The organism is Streptomyces sp. NPDC033136 (genome assembly GCF_055578235.1).
Map to the genome: position 1 here is coordinate 121,797 of NZ_JBVIPD010000016.1, position 21,763 is coordinate 143,559.

Here is a 21,763-nt window from a genome sequence, read left to right on the forward strand (position 1 = left end):
CCCGCATCCTTCGGGGTGCGGGCCCCAGCTGCACGCGTATCCCGCAGCGGCTTTCACTCGCGGGCCGACCCGGAGGAATCCGCAGTACCACCACAAGCGGTTCCTCCCTCAGGACGCAGACGCATCCTGAAGCGCTACACCGCAGCCGGCACCCGGATCGCAAGGTCCCCATCGCGCCACTCATTTCAGCACCTGCGCCCACGGATGTATCCGCCGGCCAGACCTGGTTTCTTTTGCCACCGGTCCATACTTGTAATTCTCCATGCCATTCATCGCAGCGGGAATTCCTTGATATGTGCCACATCGAGGAAGGTTCCGCATGAACCGCACGTACACGAACGACCGTCCCGCCCGCTCCCGTGACGGCCGTGCCGACGCCGGAAGGGGTGGCAGCGGCTATGGCTCGCAGGCACCGCGTCGTACCGGCGCCCCCGTCCGCTCCGGCGGTTACGGCCGTCGGCCCGCCGCAATGCGAGGTGAGTTCGCGCTGCCCAGGACGATCACCCCCGCGCTGCCGGCAGTTGAGGGCTTCGCCGATCTCGACATGCCCGAGCAGTTGCTGGCCGAACTCGGCAGGCAGGGTGTGACCGTGCCGTTCCCGATCCAGGGAGCGACGCTGCCGAACTCCCTGGCGGGCCGTGACGTTCTGGGCCGCGGCCGCACCGGTTCCGGCAAGACCCTGGCCTTCGGCCTCGCCCTGCTCGCCCGCACCGCCGGACAGCGTGCCGAGCCCCGCCAGCCGCTGGGGCTGATCCTCGTACCCACGCGTGAGCTGGCACAGCAGGTGACCGACGCGCTGACCCCGTACGCCCGCTCCGTGCGGCTGCGGCTGGCCACCGTGGTGGGCGGCATGTCGATCGGCCGGCAGGCCGGCGCGCTGCGCGGCGGCGCCGAGGTCGTCGTCGCGACCCCGGGCCGGCTCAAGGACCTCATCGACCGCGGCGAATGCCGGCTGAACCACGTCGGCATCACCGTGCTGGACGAGGCCGACCAGATGGCCGACATGGGCTTCATGCCCCAGGTCACCGCGCTGCTCGACCAGGTCCGCCCCGAGGGGCAGCGAATGCTGTTCTCCGCCACCCTGGACCGCAACGTCGACCTGCTGGTGCGCCGCTACCTGACCGACCCCGTCGTGCATTCGGTCGACCCCTCGGCGGGTGCGGTCACGACGATGGAGCACCACGTCCTGCACGTCCACGGCGCCGACAAGCACGCCGCCACGACCGAGATCGCCGCCCGCGACGGCCGCGTGATCATGTTCCTGGACACCAAGCACGCCGTCGACCGGCTGACCCAGGACCTGCTCAACAGCGGGGTGCGGGCCGCCGCGCTGCACGGCGGCAAGTCGCAGCCCCAGCGCACCCGCACGCTGGCGCAGTTCAAGACGGGTCACGTCACCGTACTGGTGGCGACCAACGTCGCGGCGCGCGGCATCCACGTCGACAACCTCGACCTGGTCGTCAACGTCGATCCGCCGACCGACCACAAGGACTACCTCCACCGCGGCGGCCGTACCGCGCGTGCCGGCGAGTCCGGCAGCGTCGTCACCCTGGTCACACCGAACCAGCGCCGAGGCATGGTCCGTCTGATGTCGGACGCCGGAATCCGGCCGCAGACCACTCAGATCCGCTCGGGCGACGAGGCCCTGAACCGGATCACCGGCGCCCAGGCCCCGTCCGGCATTCCGGTCGTCATCACCGCACCGGTGGTCGAACGCCCCAAGCGCAGCGCCACCTCCCGAGGCCGCCGCCGCCCCACCTCCGCGGCCAGGCGCGCCCCCGTACGCCAGTCCGGCTTCGGCGCGGTGGCCTAGAACCTTCGTGATCAGGAAGCCGGCCCATCTCTGCAGGAGGCACCCTTTGACGCTGGTTCATACGCAGCCCCGCTCGGCGGACGCCAACCCCGCGCACAGGACGGCGGTGGAGGTCATGGACGCGGCCGGACCGCAGGTCTGTGACGACATGAGCGTGGAGGTGGCGCTGGCCGTCATGGCCGCCGCCCGCACAGGCCGGCTGGTCGTCTGCGACCAGGACGGCCAGTGCACCGGCCTGGTCACCCGTACCGAACTCGCCGCGGTCCGTGACAGCTCCGACTACACGGACCGAGTCCGCCTGCGTGACATCCTCGGCGACCACGGTTCGTTCGCCGCACCCGTGACCACGATGGCCGAAGCCGAGCACGCGATGCGCACCCGTCGGCTCGGTGTCCTGCCGGTGGTCGACGAGCAAGGCAGCGTCCTGGGCATCCTCGCCCTCTCCCGCTGAAACACCTCGCCCCTGGTCGGACCGTCCTCCCCTCTTCTCTCTGTGAGGCCACATGCGCTGCGTCATCGCCCGCTTCCCTTTCGAGCTCACCAAGGGCGGCGTGCTGGAATCGATGAAGGGCATCAAGCCCGAACCGGTCACCGGCGAATCGGTGATCATCGGCCGCCGCCACTACCCCGTCAAGCAGGTCGGCCAGGTCATCACGCGCCAGGACCGCCGTGACTTCAGCGCCGCCGAAGTCCTGCGGGCCATGGCTCAGCTCGGCTTCACCTGCCGCGCCGTTCCCAAGGCAGCGCCCCTGGGCATTCTCAGCCCGATGCAGCATGCCTCCGCGATGCTCGGCGCCCCCGTCACGGTCTGACCGGGTAAACAGACACGAGCCGACACCTGAGCAGCAGTGTGGGCCCGACCGGTACGCCGGTCGGGCCCACACCGCGTGCAGCGAGTTCCCGCCACCGTTGCCCTGCAGGATCCGGGCGACACGGAAGTGCAGACGCGTGGGAGGCCCGTCCTCCTCCACGGGGGCGTCGAAGACGGCGGGCGAACTCGCCCAAGTGGGCGGAATCCCTCAGCACATCCGACACCCTCTGCCTCCACACCGCTGGCAACGGCTGTTGTGGAACGGACGGCTGCGGCGCTGGCAATCACCGTGATCATCAGGGTCACCCTGGTCTCTGGATCGTTCATGCCTCTGCCCGTGCCTGCCCAGCCCATGTGCCCCGCCCCTCCACCTGCCAACCTCGTAGAGCCCCAGTGCTTGCCTGAAGGGGACGGAGGACCACAGTCGACGCATGACGGCACCTGCTGCCGTGAGCCCGTGTCTCCGCAGCCCGCGGTCTGCTCGAGTCAGGGGCCGTGCCGGTTCGCCATCGGCTGCTCGCTCATCCCCGGATCGTCGAGGGCGGCACAGGGCCTTCTGCCGCGCTCGTCAACGGCCGACCTGGGGGGCGTCACGGCTGGAAACGTCCGTGCCGGTCGGTGGTGTCCTTCACGAGACGCAGTGTTGGCCGGTGCCGCCGACGGTAGCCGCGGCGCAGTCGGCGACGTCACGCCCAGCCCGACCTGCTACGCGGTGGTGGGTCACTTGTGAGCGCCGGACAGAGCCTCGCAGCTGCTTGAACCATCCATGGACCGGTCGAGGCAGACTGGCCGAGGCGGAGTACCTCATCTTCTAGCACGCGGAAATCTATACCCGCTGGAGTAGACATTGACTGGCGGTGTGGTTAAGGTTTCTGTCGTAGCCGAGATCAAGAGAGGCCCGGCAGACATGAACTGCCGGGCAGCAGTACGCAGTTGCAGTTCGCAGGACGGTGCGGTGGTGGAGTTCCGAAGCCAGAGCGGTTGCAGGACGGCGACGGGACTGACGACCGGACCGGGTGGCCCGCAGTGATCAGGGGCCGCCATGAGCAGTACCGCAGTGGCAGTACTGGTAAGTGAAGGTTGGCAGTACCCAGCAGTGAAGTCAGTGAGCAGTACCTCGGTGAAGGCGTCGGCTGCGGGCGCGCGCACCGGGAGGTTCGGCAGTGGGGTTCCAAGCCAGAGCAGACGCAGGACGGGCGACGGGGCTGGCTGCCGAAGAGTGGCGCTGTTCGAGGCCACCAGCAGTTCGCAGTTTCCGTCAGGAGTAGTTGATCAAGAGGGAAGAACGGAGGGGCCGAGCGCCATCAGGATCGCCCGGGTGGAAGTCTTGGACCCGGGTACCGCAGGACATCGATAGTGAGGTGGTCTCCGGTCGAGCAACCGCGATCCCCGCGCCCCCGACAGCGTCTAGGTCGGGTCTGCGGAAACAGAGGGCCGGTGCAGTATCAGGGCCGGCAGATGGTGCAGTAGTTCCTTCGGGGCCCTGGCGGCAGTACGGCGCCAGGGCCCCTCCACGCGTTCCACAGAGAGGTGCGATGACAGCAGACGACATGTTCGGCCGTCTCGATGACGACGACTACCCCGCCTACACCATGGGCCGGGCCGCCGAACTGCTCGGCACCACGCAGGGCTTCCTCCGCGCTATCGGCGAACACCGCCTCATCACCCCACTCCGCTCCACAGGCGGCCACCGCCGCTACTCCCGCTACCAGCTACGTATTGCCGCGCGCGCTCGGGAACTCGTCGACCAAGGGACCCCCATCGAGGCCGCCTGCCGGATCGTCATCCTCGAAGACCAGCTCGAGGAAGCCCAGCGCCTCAACGCCGAATACCGCCGCGCCGCCGAATCGGCGAACCCAACGGCGGCAGCATGAGATGAGTGCCCGTCAGTGTCGGCGGGCACCGCACGCACGGTCGCGGTGTGCGGTGTGATCATGGGGCTGTGTGATACGCGGGTGATACGGCGAGACCCACCGAGGTCCGTCCGGGCGGGATCTCTGCGCGGATCCGAGAGACGGCGAAGCCGCACCGGAGCACTCCGGTGCGGCTTCGCCATGAGGTCGAACGCGCTGGCGCACAGGACACGTGCGACTCGTCACTCAGCCAGGTTCCTGCTTTGCTTGTGGGGACGCTGGATTTGCGATCGCATCCGCTGTCAACATTGCAGCAGTGAGACGACGGAACCCCGCGGGGAGGCAGGGCGGGGGCTGGCGCCAGAGAAGTCTCCCGTCAGGGACCGTTGAAGCTCCGCCGCAGGCGCCGCTGCCCGGTGTCTCCGTCACCAACGTCCAAACCGGTCCGGGGTGGAAGGACCTTCGGAGCAGAGGACGGTCGAGGAGATGGCGTACTGAACGAAGTTTCGAAGGAGGGTGTGAACACGGTGTGGCCGGGCACAAGGGCTATCGCACCGAGATCCTGGCATTCGGAGCTGGTCGGGATCTACCCACCAAGGGACGAACTCAGGCCCTTGTGAAGCTCATACGCACACGCGCTTGAGTCGGAATTGACGATGGGGTTTAAAATGATCATTCTCGGTCTTATTCTGCTGATCATCGGCATGCTTGTCGGCATGGGTCTGCTGACGACGATCGGTGGCATCCTCATTCTGGTTGGCGCCATCCTGTGGATCCTGGGTGCGACCGGTCGCGCGGTCGGTGGACGCAAGCACTTCTTTTAAAGTCAGGGCGCCTCGCCAACTCTCTCCGACGAGTGAGTGCTGTCCGGCAGGACGCGAACCGTGACCCGTCCGCCAGGTGCTTGGCCGAAGGAGAAGCCGTCGACGGGACTGCGGTTCTCCCCCAGGGCGGTGATGCTGGCGGCGAGCGCGCCGAGAGAGGTCAGCACCGGGCAGGGGCCGGTGATCCACTCTTCGCCCATCAGCGGACTGTCGCCGGGCAGCCGCTTGTAGACGACGGCCGCGCGCACCCACGCCTCGGCCGCTTCGGCGGTGGCTGCCTGCATCTGCTCGAGCGGATTCGCTTCGCCAGGTCGCAGGCGGCCCAGGCGGCCTCGCCGCGGACCAGGCCATCGACGGCCTGGTCGATCGCCCGCACCCCGCGTTACAGGGGCGTCAGTGAGACGACGAGGCCCCGCTGAGTGTTTGGCGGGGCCTCGTCGTCACTGGCTCAGGGCGCCCATGGCATCAGGTGCGGGCATCGTTGTACTCCGGATCTCCGCTTTCGAGCACACGGAGCAGGGACGCCGTGACGACGCGCGTCTTGCGGCCGATGCGTAGCACACGGCATGGAAACTGACCGCTGAACCCTGCGCCAGCAGGTCTGACCGGAACCGAACCCCAGCTCCAGCGGCAGCAGTCGCCAGGCTATGTCGTTGTGCAGGGCCGAGGGCGGGACGAGCAGGGGGCGGACGTTGGGGTCGACGGATACGGTGACGTGCTCGCGGGCAGTAGCGAGGTGGGCCTCGATGTGGCCGGCACCGGGCTGGCGTACCAGGGCCAGGGATCCGGTGTGTAGGCAGACCGCGTCGTCCTGCTGGGTGGCGGCGAGTTCGGCGGTGGTCCATTGCCAGTCGGCGGCGTTGTCGGCGTAGAAGGTGTAGGTGGCCTGGCCGGTCTCGTCGAGGTCGGCGACGGCGAGCGTGCTGGGGTCGGGGGCGCTTAGGCTACCGGTCAGGTCGACGCCGGAGGCGCTAAGGCGGTCTCGGAAGAGGGCGCCGAAGACGTCGTTGGAGAATCGTCCGAGGAAGCGGGTGGGGGTGCCGAGCCGGGCGAGAGCGACGGCGGTGTTGGCGGGACCGCCACCGGGCAGGGCGCAGTGCGAGTTCGCTGAGGCTGGACCGGCCAGGGTCGGCGAAGGTGTCGGCGACGCACTCGCCAAGGACGGTGACACTGCTGGGGGAGCCGTGTCGGGGCATGGTGACTCTCTGCCTTTCTGGGGGAGGGCGTGGGCCTGCGGCTCCTGTGCCTGGGTCCGGCTGGTACGCCGATGTCAACGGGTAGGTCGACGACGGTGCCGTCCTCACCTGCTTCGAGGCGAGGACGGCGTTTTGAGGACGCGTAGGACAGGCGGCGCGTTACGCGTCCTGCCCTGGGCTCGCCAGCAGCGGTTCCTGACGGAGTCCGCCCGGGGTCAGGTTCCATGCCTCGACGGTGAAGTCGCTGCGGCCCGTGCCCGTCGTGCGGGCCTGCAGTCGCCAGGGTCCCTCGGCGAGTGGATAGAACCTGAGGGTGAGGACCCGGCCGTCGCCGAGATAGACCTCGGCGATCGAACGGTCCACGATCACGCGTAGCTCCACGGGGGTGCCGGTCGTCGCGGCTGGGCACGGGACGGCATATGAGCCTCCTCGTGCCCTCGCGTCCAGTGACGCGTGGCTGCGGTCCACGGTGAGCCGGCCGGTGGTGGGATCGAGGCTGATGGCGAGGTACTCGGTGTCGTCCGCGGCGGTGACCAGGCGCAGGCCGCTGGTGCCGGTGGTGTCCGGGGTCAGGACGGCAGTGAGGTCGAAGGTGCGGCTGACCTGGCCGAGTTCGGCGGCCCCGGACCGTGTGACGTGCCCGGTGCGGTGCAGTACGCGTTCGCCACGCAGCGCGAGCAGTTCGCGAGCGGGGCGTTGGACGACCGTTCCGTCGGCGGCGAGGGTCACCTCGCGGGGGAGGGTGAGGGTGCCTGCCCAGCCCGCTTCATGCGCCCAGGCGTCGTCGCGGGCCTCCCACGACCAGCCCCACAGCAGCCAGCGGTCCTCCCCCGGGGCCCTCAGCAGCGCGGGGGCGTAGAAGTCGGGGCCGTGGTCCAGCGGCACCGGGGCCGCGGTCGCCGTGAAGCGTCCGTCCTGCTCGCGGCCGGTGTGGACGGTGGTATGGCTGGGGCCGGCCTGCGGGGTCCAGTCGCTGATGATCAGGACGCCGCGGTCGCCGAAGGTCGCGTACTGGGGGCACTCCCATCCGACCGGGCCGGAGCCGACCGCGGCGCCGCTGGTGTGGAAGGGGCCGCGGTACTCCCAGTGCTCCAGGTCGTCGGACTCGTACAGCTGCGCCGCGGCGCGGTTGTCGGCGAGGGCCGAGCCGACCAGCATCCGCCAGCGGCCGTCCTGCTGCCAGACGTAGGGGTCCCGGTACATGGTGGTGTCTGCGGGCGGCTCGGGGATGAGCAGCTCCGGGCGCTTGGCCCAGGTGATTCCGCCGTCGTACGACTCGGCGGTGGTCACCGGCTGCCACCAGTGATCGGTGCGGTGGGCCGAGTAGAAGGCCACCATGCGGCCGTCGTCGGAGACCGCGTTTCCGGAGAAGCAGCCGTCGGCGTCGTAGCCGCCGGGAGTGGGGGTGAGGGCCACCGGGAGAGGTTCCCAGTTGACCAGGTCAGGGCTGCGGTAGTGGCCCCAGTGCACGTTCGAATGCCGCGGGCCGTACGGGTTGTACTGGAAGAAGACGTGGTAGTGCCCGTCGTGGAAGACCAGCCCGTTGGGGTCGTTGATCCAGTTGCGCGGGGGGCGCAGATGCACGGCCGGAAGGTGGGGGTCAGCAGGCGGCGTGGACACACGGGGCCTTTCTCGGAGTGCGCGAAGCACAGGGGAAGAGGAGAAGTGGAGAAGCGGCGCGTGGCGCAGGGACGTGTGAGCTCAGCCCTTCACGCCCGTCGACGCGATGCTGTTCACGAACGACCGCTGGAACGCCACGAACAGGGCGAGAATCGGCACGGTGATCAAGGAGGAGTACGCCATGATCTGGCCCCAGCCCACGTTCAGCTGGAAGAAGTAGGAGATGCCCACCATCACCGGGCGCAGTTCCTCGCTCTGGACCACCATCAGCGGCCAGAGGTAGGAGTTCCATGCGGGCAGGAAGGTGAGGATGGCGACGGTGGCGACCGCCGGGCCGGACAAGGGCATGACGATACGGCGGTAGATGGTGAACCAGCCTGCTCCGTCCACGACTGCCGCCTCGTCGATCTCCTTCGGGATGCTCTGGAAGTACTGGTGGAAGAAGAAGACCGAGAAGGCGTTGGCGACGAACGGCAGGATCTGGACCTGATAGGTGTCCATCCAGCCGGTGGTCAGCTCCAGGTGGAAGCCGTTGACGCGGAGCAGCGGCAGTTGGTTGATCCACCACACCAGCGGCACGGCGAAGGTCTCGAACGGCACGATGAGGGTGGCGATGACGGCGGTCAGGATCGCCTTGCGGCCGGGCATGCGCATCCGGGACAGGGCGAAGGCGGCCATGCTGTTGACGACGATGCCGAGGACCACGGTGATCGACGAGATCAGCACGGAGTTCAGCAGGAAGCGTGCCGCCGGAACCCGGTCGAACACTCCGGTGTAGTTGTCGAGTGACAGGACGCCGACCGGCACGAAGGCACGCCAGGAGCCGAGATCGGCGAAGATCTGGTCGTCCGGCTTGAACGACGAGATCAGCATGAAGACGAGCGGGAGCGCGAAGACCAGGGCCAGGACGACGCGGCCGGCGTGACCGCCGAGGTGCTTGAGGAAGGAGGCCATGGTCAGTCCTTCTCCCGGGTCAGGAAACGCTGGACGAGGGACACGGTCAGGACGAGCACGAAGAAGACCAGCGAGATGGCCGCCGCGTACGCGGTCTGCTGCTGCTCGTAGCCGGTGCGTACCGCCTGGTAGACGACGGTGGTGGTGGAGTCGAGGGGCCCGCCCTCGGTCATCACGTTGATCTGGGTGAAGAGACCGAATGCCGCGATGGTGATCGTAACCAGCACGAACGTGCGAGTGGCGCGCAGGCCGGGCCAGGTGACGTGGCGGAAGCGGTGCCAGCGGGTGGCTCCGTCGAGGTCGGCGGCCTCGTACAGCTCGGCGGGGATGGTCTGGAGACCGGCCAGCCAGATGATCATGTGGAAGCCGACGCCCTGCCACACCGACATCAGGATGATGGCGGGCATGGCGGTGGCCGGGTCGCCCAGCCAGTCGCGGCCCTCGACATGGCCGAGGGTGAGCGCGGACAGGACGTGGTTGATCAGGCCGTCCTGCCGGTAGAGGAAGGTCCACAGGAGGGACACCACGACCATCGAGGTGACGACCGGCAGGAAGTAGACGGTGCGGAAGAAGTTGATACCGCGTACCTTCGCGTTGACCAGCAGCGCCAGCACCAGGGCGAGCCCGGCCTGGAGCGGGACGACGACGGCGGTGAAGTACACCGTGTTGCGCAGGGACTTGAAGAAGACCGGGTCCTCGAAGAGCCGGGTGAAGTTCCTCAGGCCCACGAAGCGCGCCGGGGTGGGCGAGACGAGCCGCGCGTCGGTGAAGGCCAGGGCGAAGGTGAGGGCGAGCGGTACGACGACGAAGACGATCAGCAGGACGACGGCAGGGGTGGCCATGCCGAGGGCGGTGAGGCTCTCACGGCGACGGGTGTGGGCCGTTCGGGTTCGCCGCACCGGACGCAGCCGGGCGAGGGCTGCGGTCATGGTGGTCACGGTAGCTCCAGGGGGGTGCCGGTCCGGTTCGGGCGCGCGGGGAAGGAGCGGTCGGGGCCCGAACCGGACCGGAGCGGGTCAGCCGGTGTAGTGGTTGTTCGACTTCAGGTCGTTGTCGATGTCCTTCGCGGCCCGGCCCAGAGCGTCCTTGGGGTCGGCCCCGGACAGGATGTCCTGGGTCGCCTTCTGGAACTCGGTGGAGATGTAGGGGTAGGCCGGGGTGACCGGGCGTACTTCCGCGAACTTCTGCGCGAACTGGACGAAGACGTTGAACTTGCCGCCCGGCTGGTAGTCGGTGACCTGCTGCGCGGCGGCGTCGGTGGCCGGGATGGTGCTGGTGGCCTTGGCGTAGTCGACGAAGTACTTGGTCTGGCGGGAGAACTTCAGCCACGCCTGCGCGCCGGCCTTGTTGGAGCAGGTGGAGCTCATCGCCCACTGCCAGGAGGCGCCGCCGATCTTGGGCCCGTTGCCGAAGTCGACCGGCGGGATGATCGCGAGGTCGTCGCCGAGCTTCTCGGCGTTCTTGGTCGCGTTCCAGCTGCCGTCCCACTGGATGGCGCTCTTGCCGGCGAGGAAGTCCTTGTTGGGGTCGGCCCCGGACTTCTTCGACAGGTACCCCTTCTTCACGAGCGAGCCGAGCCAGGTCGCCCACTGCACGGACTTCTTGCCGTCGAGGGTGCCCGAGGCGTTCTTGTATCCGTCGCGGTTGATCAGGTCGCCGCCGAAGCTCTGCAGTTGCGGGGAGTAGGCGTACGGGTACCACTCGCCGAGGCTGCCGGTGCCCATCTCCAGCGGGTACTGGAACTTCCCGCTCTTCTTCAGCTTGGCCAGCGCGGAGTCGAACTCGGCCTTGGTCCAGGGCTTGTCGATGGTCGGGGTGCGGATGCCGTAGTCGTTCAGCACCGACTTGCGGGCGAAGAAGGTGAGGGCGACGTCGTAGAAGCCGAAGGCGTAGACCTTGTCCTTGTAGCGGCCGACGGTGCTGGGCAGCTGGTCGTCCAGCGGTACCTCGCTGTCGGAGACGTCGATCGGGGCGAGGTAGCCGCCCCAGGCCCAGTTCGGCACGTTGGGGCCGTCCACGTCGAGGAGGCAGGGCAGCTTGCGGGCCGAGGCGGCGGCCACGACGGAGTTGTTGTAGTCGCTCTGCGGGAACGCCTGGAGCTTGACCTTGTACTTGCTCTGGGAGCCGTTGAAGTCCTTGATGATCTTCTTGACGACGTCCAGTTCGGTCGAGTTGCCGGCGTTGTGCGTCCACAGCGTCAGTGTGTCGCCGTCAGCTCCGGACGTGCTGCCGCCGCCGCTTCCGGTCGCGCATCCGGCGACCAGCGCGGTCGCCGCTGCCACGGCTACACTCGCTACTGCGAGGCGCCTGGTTCTGAACACCACGAGGGTTCCTCCATCTCACTGAGACGGGTCTTGCCGGACCCGCCTTGGCGACCGGTTGCGACGGTCGCTGTTCTTGGTGGTCGTCCCGCCGCCCGGAGGGTCAGTACTCCTGGCGGCGGGACAACCGTCTTCGGGTGCCCGGTGTCAGCCCCCGGCGGGGGCGCCGATGGAGGCACGTTCCCGCAGCGGCATGGGCACACGGTGTACGACTGCTTCGAGCGGCCCCCTGCGGAGAATCAGCTCCACGGCGAGGCGGCCGAGTTGGTAGTGCGGCAGCTTCAGCGTGGTGAGCGCCGGGCGCAGTACGGACGCGATGTCCTGGTCGTCGAAGGAGACCACCGACACGTCGCCGGGCACGGACAGACCTGCCTCGCCGAGCGCCTGGTAGGCGCCGAGGGACACCCGATCGGCCAGGCATACCAGCGCTCGGGGACGGTGGCCCGCCGCGAGCAGCGCGGAGACCTCCCGGTAGCCGTCCGGCGTGTCCCAGTCGCACTCGATGACACCGTCCAGGCGCGCGCCGCCCTCCCGCAGAACCTCCTCCAGGCCGCGCATGCGCTCGTTGCCCGCGATGATCCCCTCGGGCGTGGCCGGAACGGCCTGGTGCCCACCGATCGCCCAGATGCCCCCGCGGTGACCGGCCGCGAGCAGGGCACGGGCCGCATTCCGGCCCGCCTCCAACTCGTCCGGGACGACCGACGGCGCGTCGAAGCCGGGGGCCAGGCAGTTCAGCAGGACCACCCGGCGCCCGAAGAGTTCCTTGGGCGGAGTGACGTACCGGGTGAACATGGAGGCGTAGATCACCGCGTCGACCTGGCGGTCCAGCAGCGCGTGGACCAGCGACGACTCGGCCTCGCGATCGCCGCCCGCCTCCGTGATGAACAGCAGGTTGTCCCGTTCCCGGGCGGCCTCCATCGCGCCGCGGATCACCTCGCCCGCGAAGGGCGTCGTGGTGATCCGGTCCGACACGAACCCGATGGTCTGCGTCGACTTCGTCCGCAGGCTGCGCGCCGTGACGTTGGGGCGGTAGCCCAGCTCCTTCGCGGCGTCCAGGACCTTCTGGCGGGAGGTGTCGGAGATGCGCATGTCGGTGCGGCCGGACAGGGCGAACGACGCCGTCGTCGGCGAGACGCCCGCCTTACGGGCGACATCGGCCATGGTCACACGACGTACAGACACGCTGCTCAGCTCCGTTGTTAAATCGGATTAGCAAGTTGCGAAGAGATTGATGCGCCCGTGGCCGGATGTCAACACCGCAGACATCTCGAATGAGAAACAGGGGAGATATATGCACATTTGTCCGTCTCCCTTGTGTCCCCCGGGTAAAACGGTATGCATTAGCTCTTGCATTAGCAGGGGCGGAGCGCGAACGATGCCGAGCCATCTCGCTTAAACCGATTTGGCAGTGCGTCAGACCTGCCGCGCACCACCCAGGAGCCCGCCCATGAGGAGAAGAACAGCCCTCACCGTCGTGTCCGCCGCCATCGGCGGGGCCGTCGTACCGCTCTCGTTCACTTCCGCTTCCGCCGCCGCGGAGAGCCGACGCGGCCCCCAAAGTCCCACCGCCCGCTGGGACTTCGACGAGCGCGGCGGCACGGTCGCCCGCGAGGCGGTCTCGGGCTCCGCCGACCCCATCGACTACGTCTTCACAGACGCCCGCTACAAGCCGGACACCGACCCCGTCCGGCGGCGGGGAGTGCGCGGCCGGGCGCTGTACTTCGACGGCTACTCCACCGTCGTCACCGCCGAAGGCCCCGGCAAGCTGGACCCCGCCCAGGGCCTGGCCATCGACGCGTGGATCGCCCCCTACGCCTACGAGCACGGCATCGACGGCAAGCCCCAGGCCCTGGTCAACCAGCACAACCCGGACGCGAAGACCGGATTCCTGCTCGGTCTGCGCCGCTTCGGCCAGATCGTCTTCCAACTCGGCTTCGGCACCGACCTGATCGAGGTCAAGGGAGCACCGGACCAGCCGGCCACCAAGGGCCGATGGACCCACGTCGCGGCCAGCTACGACCCGGCCGCACACCAACTGCGCCTCTACCGCGACGGCCGCCTCATCGGCACCGCCACCACTCCCGACAAGGCCCCCCAACTGGCCCTTGAAGAGCAGCTGTTGATCGGCCGGCACAATCGGCCCACGCTGCTGAACGGCGAGTTCCACGCCAACATGTACATGGGCCTGATGGACAGCCTCGTCATCCGCCCCGGCACCCTGGACGACACCACCGCCCAGCGGGAGCACACCGAGAGGGTCGCCGCGCTGCCGGGCAACCGCGTGCCCCGCCCGGACCTGACGCTGAACCGGTCCCGCTTCGACGGCGACCGGCACCGCCCCCAGTTCCACATGCTGCCGCCCTGGCACTGGATGAACGAGCCGCACGCGCCCGTGTACTTCAAGGGCAAGTACCACATCTTCTACCAGCACGATCCGCTCGGCCCGTTCTGGGGCCAGATCCACTGGGGACACGCCGTCAGCACCGACATGGTGCACTGGCGGGACATGCCCATAGCCCTCGCCCCGGCAGGGGACTCGGTCGGGCCGGACGGGATCTGGTCGGGCTCGGCGTACGTCGACGGCGACCGGGGGCCGGTGCTCTTCTTCACCGGCGGCGACGACCGGCTGTCCTACCGTCAGCGCACCGGGATGGCCGTGTCCTCGTACAAGACCGACCACGACACGGACCTGCCCACCTGGACCATGAAGTCCGAGCCGGTCACCGAGGCCCCGGCCGGCCTCCCCGCCGGCCCCGGCACCGCGTGGGCGGAGAACTTCCGCGACCCGTTCGTCTGGGAGGAGGACGGCGTCTGGTACCAGCTGGTCGGCAGCGGCATCGTCGACTACAACGGCACCCAGGTCACCAAGAAGCACGGCGGAACCGCGCTCGTCTACACCGCACGCAGGCCCGAGGGGCCCTGGACCTACCGGGGTCCGTTGCACTGGAACGACCTCACTGACGTCCCCGAGCCCGGAGAGGTCTGGGAGCTGCCGGTGCTCCTCCCGCTCCCCGGCCCGAAGGGCAAGCGCACCGGCAAGCACGTTCTGCTGGTCAGCCCCTGGTGGGAGGCGTTCAACCCGAACGCCGTCAAGCACACCTACTACTGGATCGGAACCTTCGACAAGCGCGCCTTCCGCTTCGTCCCCGACCACGAAAAGCCCCGCGAGTTCGACTTCGGCGAGCACTTCACCGGCCCGTCCGGCTTCGTCACCCCCGACGGCCGCTCCGTGCTCTTCAGCATCACCCAGGACCGCCGCAGCGAACAGCAGCACGCCCAGTCCGGCTGGGCCCACAACGCCGGCATGCCGGTCAGCGTCTGGCTGCGCCAGGACGGAACCCTCGGAGTCGAGCCGATCGAAGAGGCGGCCGGACTGCGGGGCCGACGGCTGGTCACGATCCGCCAGGCTTCGGTGAAGGAGGCCGACCGCCAACTCGCCGGTGTCTCCGGTGACATGCTCGACATCGAGGCCGTCATCGAGCCCCGCGACGCCGCGACCGTCACCCTGGCCGTCCGGGCGAGCGCCGACGGCAGTGAGCGGACTCTGCTCTCCTATGACACGAGCAAGCACCGCTTCTCCGTCGACCGCGGCCGCTCCAGCCTCGACCCGGACGTCCGCAAGGGCGTCCACGGCGGCACGGTCGAACTCGACGGCGAGAAGCTGAAGCTGAGAGTCCTGCTCGACCGTTCGGTGCTGGAGGCGTACGTCAACGGCACGAACAGCCTCACAAGCCGCGTCTATCCGACCCGGAAGGACTCCACCGGCCTGCGGCTGACCAGCGAGGGCGGCTCCGCCCGGGTCGTCTCCCTGGACGTCTGGCGCATGAACGGCGCCTACGACACGTCGGTCGCACCGGCCGCCTACGACCCGCCGCGCCCGGCGAACGTCGACGCCCTGCCCAACCACGACTTCGCCACCGGCGACCTCACCGGATGGACCGTCGTCTCGGGCACCACCTTCGGCGCCGCCAACGTGACCACCCGCACCGACTGGGGCTGGGGCGGACCCTTCTACCAGGCCGAGACGGCGGACGACCCGGCCGGCCACCACCTGTGGGGCTTCAACCCGGACGCGGGCGGCGACGACGCCACAGGTGTGCTCCGCTCCGCCACCGTCGTCCTCGGCGGAGACGGCGTGGTCGACCTGCTCGTGTCCGGCGGCAACGACCTCGACCGGCTCTACGCCGCCGTCGTCCGTGCGGACGACGGCAAGGTGCTGGCCAAGGAAACCGGGCGTGGTGCCGAACAGTACCGCCGTGTCGTCTTCGACCTGTCCGAGCACATCGGCGAACGGATCTACGTCGAGGTCGTCGACAAGGCGACGGGCGGCTGGGGCCACATCAACGTCGACGACGTCAACGTGCCTGTCCAGCGCTCCTGACCACCTGCTGGAGCGGGGCAGCGCCGACACCTTCGGACTCGATGTGCTGCGCAGCCCCGGCGACGAAGAGCGGACCCGTCTGTTCTACGACGCCCCAGCCGGACAGCTGGGCGTCGATCGAACACGATCCGGAAACAACTCCATCGTCGACGCCAACCCGGGCATCCAGAAAGGTCCGCTGACGCTCTCCGACGGAGAGTTGTCACTGGATGTGTTCCTGGACCGCTCGATGATCGAGGCATACGCGAACGCGCACAAGTCCATCACCACCCGCGCGTACCCCTTCCGGCAGGACTCTCTCGGCCTGCGGCTCTTCGGCGACGACAGTGTCGTCAAGTCCATGACCATCTGGAAGATGAGCAACCTGACCGACTGACCCGTCGGCGCCATCGACCCGGTTGGCACGTCCGGCGCGCCGACCGGGTCGATGCGTCTCTCGTCGTCCGAGTGGTTCCGGCGCTGTCGCTCCACGCGGATCTGCCGCTGCCCTGGCTGGACGGCGAAGGGCCGCTGAGCGGCGACCTGATTACGGTGCCCGAACCCGCCGTCCGCCTCGACCACACCTACCGCGCCGAGTGGACACCACCGCTGTTCCGCACCACCAGCAACGGCCTCGCCTCCGGCAACACCATCGCCGAAGCGACCGCCCACGCGCTCGCCGAACTCTGCGAGCGGGACGCACTCGCCCGCCTGCGTGCCCGGCCCCGCACCGACTGGTACCGACTCGACCTCGGTTCCGTCGACGACCCGGACTGCCGATGTCTCTTCGGTCAGTACGCGGCACGGCCAGCCAGCGGGGGTTCGGCGGATGTGCGGGTCCCCCCGCGTCGAGCGCGGCCGTGGCCGCACGTCGGAGTTCGCGTCGGCTCAACCATGGGGGCGACCGGCAAGCCGATGCGGCCCTGCACCGCATCGTGTTCACCCGGCTACGTCACGACCCGCGCACCCAGGCGTACTACGAACGCCGCACCCAGGAGGGCAAGACCCGACGTGAGATCATCCGATGCCTCAAGCGATACGCAGCCGGCGAGGTCTTCAACCTGGTCAGACCGGTCTGATGCTGCTTCCTGAACCGCCTGGAGGTCGTGATCAAAGAGGAAAGCGTTGCTCGTAGCGACTGAAGGAGGGCACTCGCCCGGACGGCCCACTGCCGACACGGCCACGAGTACACGCCGGAGAATGTATACCTGGGTTCTCGTCGGCAGGACCGGAGCGGGTCAAGGCCCGCTAGGTCCACCCCGGCGATGTGACATCTCGTGACAGATGAGAGGCTCAGACGGGTGAGCGAGACACCACCGAACACCCTGCAATACCGCTTTGACGGGCCAGAAGAGGCTCCCGTCCTGATCCTGGGTCCCTCACTGGGTACCACATGGCACAGGTTGTAGGGGCCGTCTGTGGCGTCCACGTCAGTCCATAACCACTGCGTAATAGCAGGTCAAGGCATCGAGGTCCGGGAGAGTCCGCGTCGTTGGTGACAGCGCGTGACAGCGTTGGTGATAGGGCGAGAGACCTGCGGGAACATCCAGGCCGGGCCTCTGCCCGGAGCCATGAGGCGAAGCCCCACCGGAGCGCTCTGACGGGGCTTCGGCGTGAGCTCGATTGTGCTTGCACGCAGGCGCGTTCGGCTCCTCACCCAGTTCGGGTTCCTGCTTTGCGCGTGAGGACGCCGGACTTTGCGATCGCAGCCACTACATGTTCAGTGGGTCGAGGCTCTCGGCCTGATTTGTGTTCACATACATGCAGGGGCGACCCATGGGTGAGGGTCTGCGGCCGGTAGCATGGAACACGGTGTCGACTTCGTCACCCCTTCACGCCGACTCAGCACGCTGCTGCACGTCGTCAGACGTTCGGATCAGGCCCGAAGACGGCCTTTGGCGCGCATGGCGGCGCGGACACGGTCTTCGGCCAGGCTGCGGCCCGCGATGTGGGGAGTGGTGGAGCGGCGCTGGGCTTCTTCCAGGACGGTGACGGCGTTGGCCCGCAGCCGCTTGGAGATCGTTTGGAAGATGGCGGGTGTCTCGGGGCGGAATCCGGAGTAGCGGGCGTCCATGGCGAAGGCGGCGGCGACGACGCCGCCGGCGTTGGCGACGAAGTCCGGTAGGACGGTGATGCCACGCTCCGCGAGGACGGACTGTGCTTGTGGTGAGGTGGGGAGGTTGGCGCCTTCCACGACGAGCCCGGCCTTGATCTGGTGGGCGGTTGACTCGTCGATGACGTCCTGCAGGGCTGCCGGTACGAGGATGTCGCAGTCGACGGTGAGTTCCTGGCCGGACGGGATGACGGTTCCTCGGGGGTGGCGGGTGACGAAGTCGTCTCCGTGCTCTTCGCGGGCCGCTTGCAGTGTGGGCACGTCCAGCCCGGCGGGGGCGTGGAGAGCTCCCCGGGCGGAGGACACGGCGACGATGGTGGCGCCGAGTTCGGCGAACCGCAGGGCGGCGGCGTGGCCGACGGCTCCGAATCCCTGGATCGCGACGCGGGCGCCGCTCAGCGGAAGCCGGAGGTGCTGGGCGGCGGCGTCCGCGGCTTCGGCGACTCCGTATCCGGTGACCCCGAGCTTGTCGTAGGCGACTCCGCCGAGGTGGGCCGGGGTGCCGACGGCCGTGCCCCGGTCGCCGAGTTCGTCCTGGATGATGGCCGCGTCGTCCTCGGTCAGACCCATGTCGAGGCCCATGACGTATTCCCGGGGGACCTCGTTGGACAGGGCGCGGGCGAAGGCGCGCAGGATCGCCTCCTTGTCGGGTGAGGCCGGGTCCGCGGCGATGCCGGCTTTCGCACCGCCGTAGAACAGGTCGACGCCGGCCCACTTCCACGTCATGACGCGGGCGAGCCGGGCGATTTCGACGACGGAGACGGTCGGGCTCATGCGTGTGCCGCCCTTGCCGACGCCGCGGGCGGTGTTGTCGATGACCAGGACGCCCTTCATGCCGGTGCGTCGGTGGGAGACGACGACGATCTTCTCGGGGCCCCAGTCGTCGACGAGGGAGAGTGCGTCAGTCACAGCGCGGGTTCCTTGTCTGCTGATGAAGAGTGCGAGCGGGCCGGGACCGCGGGGGCAGGGCCCGGGCGATGAGCTCGGCGAGGTGTGTGCCGCTGCGATCGGTCCGTTGGGTGATCTGGGTGCGGCAGCTGAAGCCGTCCGCGAGGATCACGGTGTCCGGGGCGGCGGCGCGCACCGCGGGCAGCAGTACCTGTTCGCCGGCCGCGACCGATACGTCGTAATGACCGTGCTCGAAGCCGAAGTTGCCGGCCAGACCGCAGCAACCGGAGTTCAGAACACTGTTGTCGACGCCCATGACTTCCAGCAGCGCACTGTCGGCGCTGAAGCCGCTGGTCGCGTACTGGTGGCAGTGGGTCTGGCTGAGGGAGCGGACGTCGATCCGCGGAGGCCGCCAGCCCGGGGTGCGGCGGAGGAGGAGTTCGGCGAGGGTGACGGTAGACCGGGCGAGCGCGGCGGCGTCGCTGTCACCGTTCAGGAGCTCGGGCAGATCGGTCTTCAACGCCGCGGTGCAGCTCGGCTCCAGGCCCACGACCGGAACGCCGGCATGAGCAGCCGGTGCGAGTGCGGTGGCGGTGCGGCGGGCGATACGGCGGGCGGCGCCCAGTTGTCCGGTGGTGATCCAGGTCAGGCCGCAGCACTGGGTTCCGTCCGGCACCTGGACCCGGTATCCGGCGTGTTCCAGAACGGCAACGCCCGCCTTGAGGACGTCGGGTGAGAAGTGGTTGTTGAAGGAGTCCACCCACAGCATGACCGGGCCCCGGTGTCCGTCGTCTTCGTGGGTGCGTGAGCGGAACCAGGTCAGGAAGGTCTGGTCGGCGAAGCGGGGAATGTCGCGTTCGGAGGCGATGCCGCCCAGTCGCTTGACGACGGGTGCGAGGCGGGACGCGGTAAGTGCGTTGACAAGTCGGGGCGTGCGGGCGGCAAGGCGGGACAGCAGAGGCAGCCAGCCCATGCTGTAGTGCGACGCTGGCCGCAACCGGCCCTTGTAGTGGTGGTGCAGGAATTCGGACTTGTAGGTGGCCATGTCGACGCCGACGGGGCAGTCGGTGCTGCAGCCCTTGCACGACAGACACAGATCGAGCGCGTCGCGCACCTCGGTGGACCGCCAGCCGTCGGTGATGACCTCGCCCTGGGTCATTTCGTACAGCAGGCGGGCTCGGCCCCGGGTGGAGTCCTTCTCGTCCAGGGTGACGCGGTAGCTGGGGCACATGACGTCCCCGCGAGGGGCGGCACTGCGGCATTTTCCGACGCCGACACACCGGCGGGTGGCCTTGGCGAAGTCGCCGTCGTCGGCGTGGAAGGGGAAGACGGTGGTCAGGGGCAGCGGGGTGCGGTGCGGGCTGACGCGCAGGTTGCCGTCGACGGGCAGCGGGTCGACGATCATGCCGGGGTTCAGGCCGCTGTCCGGATCCCAGATGCCCTTGAACTGTGCGAACAGGGCGATCATGTCCGGGGTGTACATCAGTGGCAGAAGCTCGGAGCGTGCCTGGCCGTCGCCGTGTTCACCCGAGAGGGAGCCGCCGTGGGCGGCGACGAGTTCTGCGGCGTCGGTGACGAAGGCGCGGAAGACGGCGGTGCCCTGATCGGTGGTGAAGTCGAAGTTGATGCGCACGTGCAGGCAGCCCTCGCCGAAGTGCCCGTAGACGGCCCCCTGCAGATGATGGCGGGTGAGCAGTTCGGTGAACTGACGCAGGTAGGAGCCGAGTCTGTCGGGTGGGACGGCCGCGTCCTCCCAGCCGGGCCATGCCTCGGAACCGTCGGGCAGGCGCGTGGCCAGACCGGCTCCGTCCTCCCGGATCCGCCACAGCTGCCGGGCCCGTACGGGATCAGTGACGATCTCATGGCCGGTGAACCCCCCGGTCCGTCCGGCCGCAGCGGTGAGTTCCTCGGCCAGCCGGGGGAGTTCCTCCTCCTGCCCGCCGAGTTCGGCGAACAGCCACGCTTGGGCGCTGGGCAGGGTGTCGATCGCCCTGCGCGTCTCGGCCCGGGTGACGATGTCGGTCAGGGCCTGGTCGAGTCCTTCCAGCGCCAGCAGTCGGTGCCCCAGCAGGGCGGGAACGGCGTCGGCCGCGGCGCAGGCGTCGTGGTAGCCGAGCACGACCAGGGCCCGGGCGGGCGGAGCGGCCATGAGGCGGACGGTGGCGGAGAGGATGACGGCCAGTGTGCCTTCGCTGCCGACCAGGGCCCTGGCGAGGTTGAACCGCCGCTCGGGCAGGAGGTGTTCGAGCGCGTAGCCCGAGACCTGCCGGGGGAACCGGCCCAGGCCGGTCCGCAGGGTTGCCAGGTTGTGCTCGGCCAGACGGTGCAGGGAAGCGATGAGTTCGGCGCGGTCGTCTCCGACGGCGACGGCTTCGTCGATCTCCGCCCGGGTCATCTCTCCTAGGCGCAGCACGGTCCCGCGGTAGGTGACCACCTCGAGTTCCGATACGTTCTCCGCGGTGCGCCCCCAGGCCAGAGAGTGCGACCCGCACGCGTTGTTGCCGATCATGCCGCCGAGCGTGCAGCGGCTGTGGGTGGAGGGGTCCGCGCCGAACAGCAGACCGTGTTCGCCGGCGGCCCGTTGCAGGTCGTCCAGCACGATCCCCGGCTGCACCGTCGCCGTACGTGCGCGGGGATCCAGCGCGAGCAACTGGTTGAAGTAGCGGGAGAAGTCGAGGACCACGCCGGAGCCGACTGCCTGGCCGGAGGTGCTGGTGCCCGCGCCGCGCGAGGTGATCGGCACGCCCAGGCGGCGGCAGACGGCGATCGTGTTCAGAACGTGCCGGCGCTCGCGGGGGAAGACCACGGCGAGGGGGATCTGCCGGTAGTTGGATGCGTCAGCCGAGTACTGGGCCCGGCATCCCGCGTCGCCGTGAACCTCGCCGCAGTCCCCTCGGGCGAGCGCGTCGGTCACTGCCGCCGAGGCGGGACGATTCGGGCCCTGCGCTGTCGCCGTCACTCCGGTTGCTCCTCCTGCTCACCCGCCACTTTCGATGCCGCTCACCATCTG

16 protein-coding genes and 2 pseudogenes are annotated in these 21,763 nt (G+C 68.8%); 9 read left to right on the top strand and 9 right to left on the bottom strand.

Going from position 1 to position 21,763, the window contains the following annotated elements; translation table 11 throughout:
- Window positions 1-319: 319 nt before the first annotated feature.
- From ACZ5TL_RS26905 to ACZ5TL_RS26925, 5 genes are all read left to right on the top strand, one after another.
- Complete coding sequence (locus ACZ5TL_RS26905; RefSeq protein WP_468592943.1) at window positions 320-1,813, top strand: DEAD/DEAH box helicase; 1,494 nt, start codon at window positions 320-322, stop codon at window positions 1,811-1,813.
- A gap of 46 nt (window positions 1,814-1,859) precedes the next feature.
- Entirely contained in the window at window positions 1,860-2,264 is a 405-nt protein-coding gene (locus ACZ5TL_RS26910; protein ID WP_468592945.1) for a CBS domain-containing protein, read from the top strand.
- A 52-nt stretch (window positions 2,265-2,316) separates the two neighbouring features.
- Window positions 2,317-2,625: an SCO5918 family protein gene (locus ACZ5TL_RS26915; protein ID WP_468592946.1), complete on the top strand. Its 309-nt coding sequence runs from the start codon at window positions 2,317-2,319 to the stop codon at window positions 2,623-2,625.
- A 1,534-nt stretch (window positions 2,626-4,159) separates the two neighbouring features.
- Window positions 4,160-4,498: a MerR family transcriptional regulator gene (locus ACZ5TL_RS26920; protein ID WP_468592948.1), complete on the top strand. Its 339-nt coding sequence runs from the start codon at window positions 4,160-4,162 to the stop codon at window positions 4,496-4,498.
- Between the two features lie 647 nt (window positions 4,499-5,145).
- A complete protein-coding gene (locus ACZ5TL_RS26925) occupies window positions 5,146-5,301 on the top strand; it encodes a hypothetical protein (protein ID WP_093436216.1) in 156 nt (51 codons plus the stop codon).
- A 2-nt stretch (window positions 5,302-5,303) separates the two neighbouring features.
- Here ACZ5TL_RS26925 and ACZ5TL_RS26930 read toward each other — a convergent pair whose 3' ends face one another.
- The 7 genes and pseudogenes from ACZ5TL_RS26930 to ACZ5TL_RS26960 form a co-directional block, all read right to left on the bottom strand.
- On the bottom strand, window positions 5,304-5,585 hold the full coding sequence (locus ACZ5TL_RS26930; RefSeq protein WP_468592950.1) for a hypothetical protein: 282 nt from the start codon (window positions 5,583-5,585) through the stop codon (window positions 5,304-5,306).
- A 377-nt stretch (window positions 5,586-5,962) separates the two neighbouring features.
- Window positions 5,963-6,497, bottom strand: a pseudogene (locus tag ACZ5TL_RS26935) (PfkB family carbohydrate kinase); the annotation flags it as partial.
- Between the two features lie 159 nt (window positions 6,498-6,656).
- Window positions 6,657-8,081, bottom strand: a complete 1,425-nt coding sequence (locus tag ACZ5TL_RS26940) for a glycoside hydrolase family 32 protein (RefSeq protein ID WP_468592951.1) — start codon at window positions 8,079-8,081, stop codon at window positions 6,657-6,659.
- Between the two features lie 117 nt (window positions 8,082-8,198).
- The gene (locus tag ACZ5TL_RS26945; protein WP_468592952.1) at window positions 8,199-9,071 is read right to left on the bottom strand and encodes a carbohydrate ABC transporter permease; all 873 of its coding nucleotides are present in this window, start codon (window positions 9,069-9,071) and stop codon (window positions 8,199-8,201) included.
- 2 nt (window positions 9,072-9,073) lie between these two features.
- The gene (locus ACZ5TL_RS26950; RefSeq protein ID WP_468592953.1) at window positions 9,074-10,000 is read right to left on the bottom strand and encodes a carbohydrate ABC transporter permease; all 927 of its coding nucleotides are present in this window, start codon (window positions 9,998-10,000) and stop codon (window positions 9,074-9,076) included.
- 87 nt (window positions 10,001-10,087) lie between these two features.
- Window positions 10,088-11,353 carry an ABC transporter substrate-binding protein gene (locus ACZ5TL_RS26955; protein ID WP_468592954.1) on the bottom strand — a complete coding sequence of 422 codons (1,266 nt, stop codon included), beginning with the start codon at window positions 11,351-11,353 and terminating at the stop codon, window positions 10,088-10,090.
- A 186-nt stretch (window positions 11,354-11,539) separates the two neighbouring features.
- Entirely contained in the window at window positions 11,540-12,574 is a 1,035-nt protein-coding gene (locus ACZ5TL_RS26960; protein ID WP_468592955.1) for a LacI family DNA-binding transcriptional regulator, read from the bottom strand.
- A gap of 265 nt (window positions 12,575-12,839) precedes the next feature.
- Between ACZ5TL_RS26960 and ACZ5TL_RS26965 the strand changes: the two genes are divergently transcribed.
- The 4 genes and pseudogenes from ACZ5TL_RS26965 (at window position 12,840) to ACZ5TL_RS26980 (ending at window position 16,831) form a co-directional block, all read left to right on the top strand.
- Entirely contained in the window at window positions 12,840-15,773 is a 2,934-nt protein-coding gene (locus ACZ5TL_RS26965) for a glycoside hydrolase family 32 protein (protein ID WP_468592956.1), read from the top strand.
- Window positions 15,757-16,149 (top strand): glycoside hydrolase family 32 C-terminal domain-containing protein, encoded by a 393-nt coding sequence (locus tag ACZ5TL_RS26970; protein ID WP_468593012.1) that lies wholly within the window; start codon window positions 15,757-15,759, stop codon window positions 16,147-16,149. Before ACZ5TL_RS26965 ends, ACZ5TL_RS26970 begins: the two co-directional genes overlap by 17 nt.
- Before the next feature lie 71 nt (window positions 16,150-16,220).
- Window positions 16,221-16,544: pseudogene (locus tag ACZ5TL_RS26975) on the top strand (YcaO-like family protein); the annotation flags it as partial.
- Window positions 16,545-16,612: 68 nt separating this feature from the next.
- Window positions 16,613-16,831, top strand: a complete 219-nt coding sequence (locus ACZ5TL_RS26980) for a hypothetical protein (protein ID WP_468593015.1) — start codon at window positions 16,613-16,615, stop codon at window positions 16,829-16,831.
- A gap of 797 nt (window positions 16,832-17,628) precedes the next feature.
- Here the strand turns inward: ACZ5TL_RS26980 and ACZ5TL_RS26985 are convergent.
- Together ACZ5TL_RS26985 and ACZ5TL_RS26990 are read right to left on the bottom strand one after the other, a co-directional pair.
- On the bottom strand, window positions 17,629-18,774 hold the full coding sequence (locus tag ACZ5TL_RS26985) for a Glu/Leu/Phe/Val family dehydrogenase (RefSeq protein ID WP_468592957.1): 1,146 nt from the start codon (window positions 18,772-18,774) through the stop codon (window positions 17,629-17,631).
- Window positions 18,767-21,712: an FAD-binding and (Fe-S)-binding domain-containing protein gene (locus ACZ5TL_RS26990; RefSeq protein WP_468592958.1), complete on the bottom strand. Its 2,946-nt coding sequence runs from the start codon at window positions 21,710-21,712 to the stop codon at window positions 18,767-18,769. Before ACZ5TL_RS26990 ends, ACZ5TL_RS26985 begins: the two co-directional genes overlap by 8 nt.
- Window positions 21,713-21,763 lie beyond the last annotated feature (51 nt).

Bases quoted from the DNA above. Each gene is read 5' to 3' on its own strand.
- ACZ5TL_RS26930 (WP_468592950.1), bottom strand. From the start codon at position 5,585: ATGCAGGCAGCCACCGCCGAAGCGGCCGAGGCGTGGGTGCGCGCGGCC.
- ACZ5TL_RS26965 (WP_468592956.1), top strand. From the start codon at position 12,840: ATGAGGAGAAGAACAGCCCTCACCGTCGTGTCCGCCGCCATCGGCGGG.
- ACZ5TL_RS26950 (WP_468592953.1), bottom strand. From the start codon at position 10,000: ATGACCGCAGCCCTCGCCCGGCTGCGTCCGGTGCGGCGAACCCGAACG.
- ACZ5TL_RS26920 (WP_468592948.1), top strand. From the start codon at position 4,160: ATGACAGCAGACGACATGTTCGGCCGTCTCGATGACGACGACTACCCC.
- ACZ5TL_RS26905 (WP_468592943.1), top strand. From the start codon at position 320: ATGAACCGCACGTACACGAACGACCGTCCCGCCCGCTCCCGTGACGGC.
- ACZ5TL_RS26925 (WP_093436216.1), top strand. From the start codon at position 5,146: ATGATCATTCTCGGTCTTATTCTGCTGATCATCGGCATGCTTGTCGGC.
- ACZ5TL_RS26945 (WP_468592952.1), bottom strand. From the start codon at position 9,071: ATGGCCTCCTTCCTCAAGCACCTCGGCGGTCACGCCGGCCGCGTCGTC.
- ACZ5TL_RS26915 (WP_468592946.1), top strand. From the start codon at position 2,317: ATGCGCTGCGTCATCGCCCGCTTCCCTTTCGAGCTCACCAAGGGCGGC.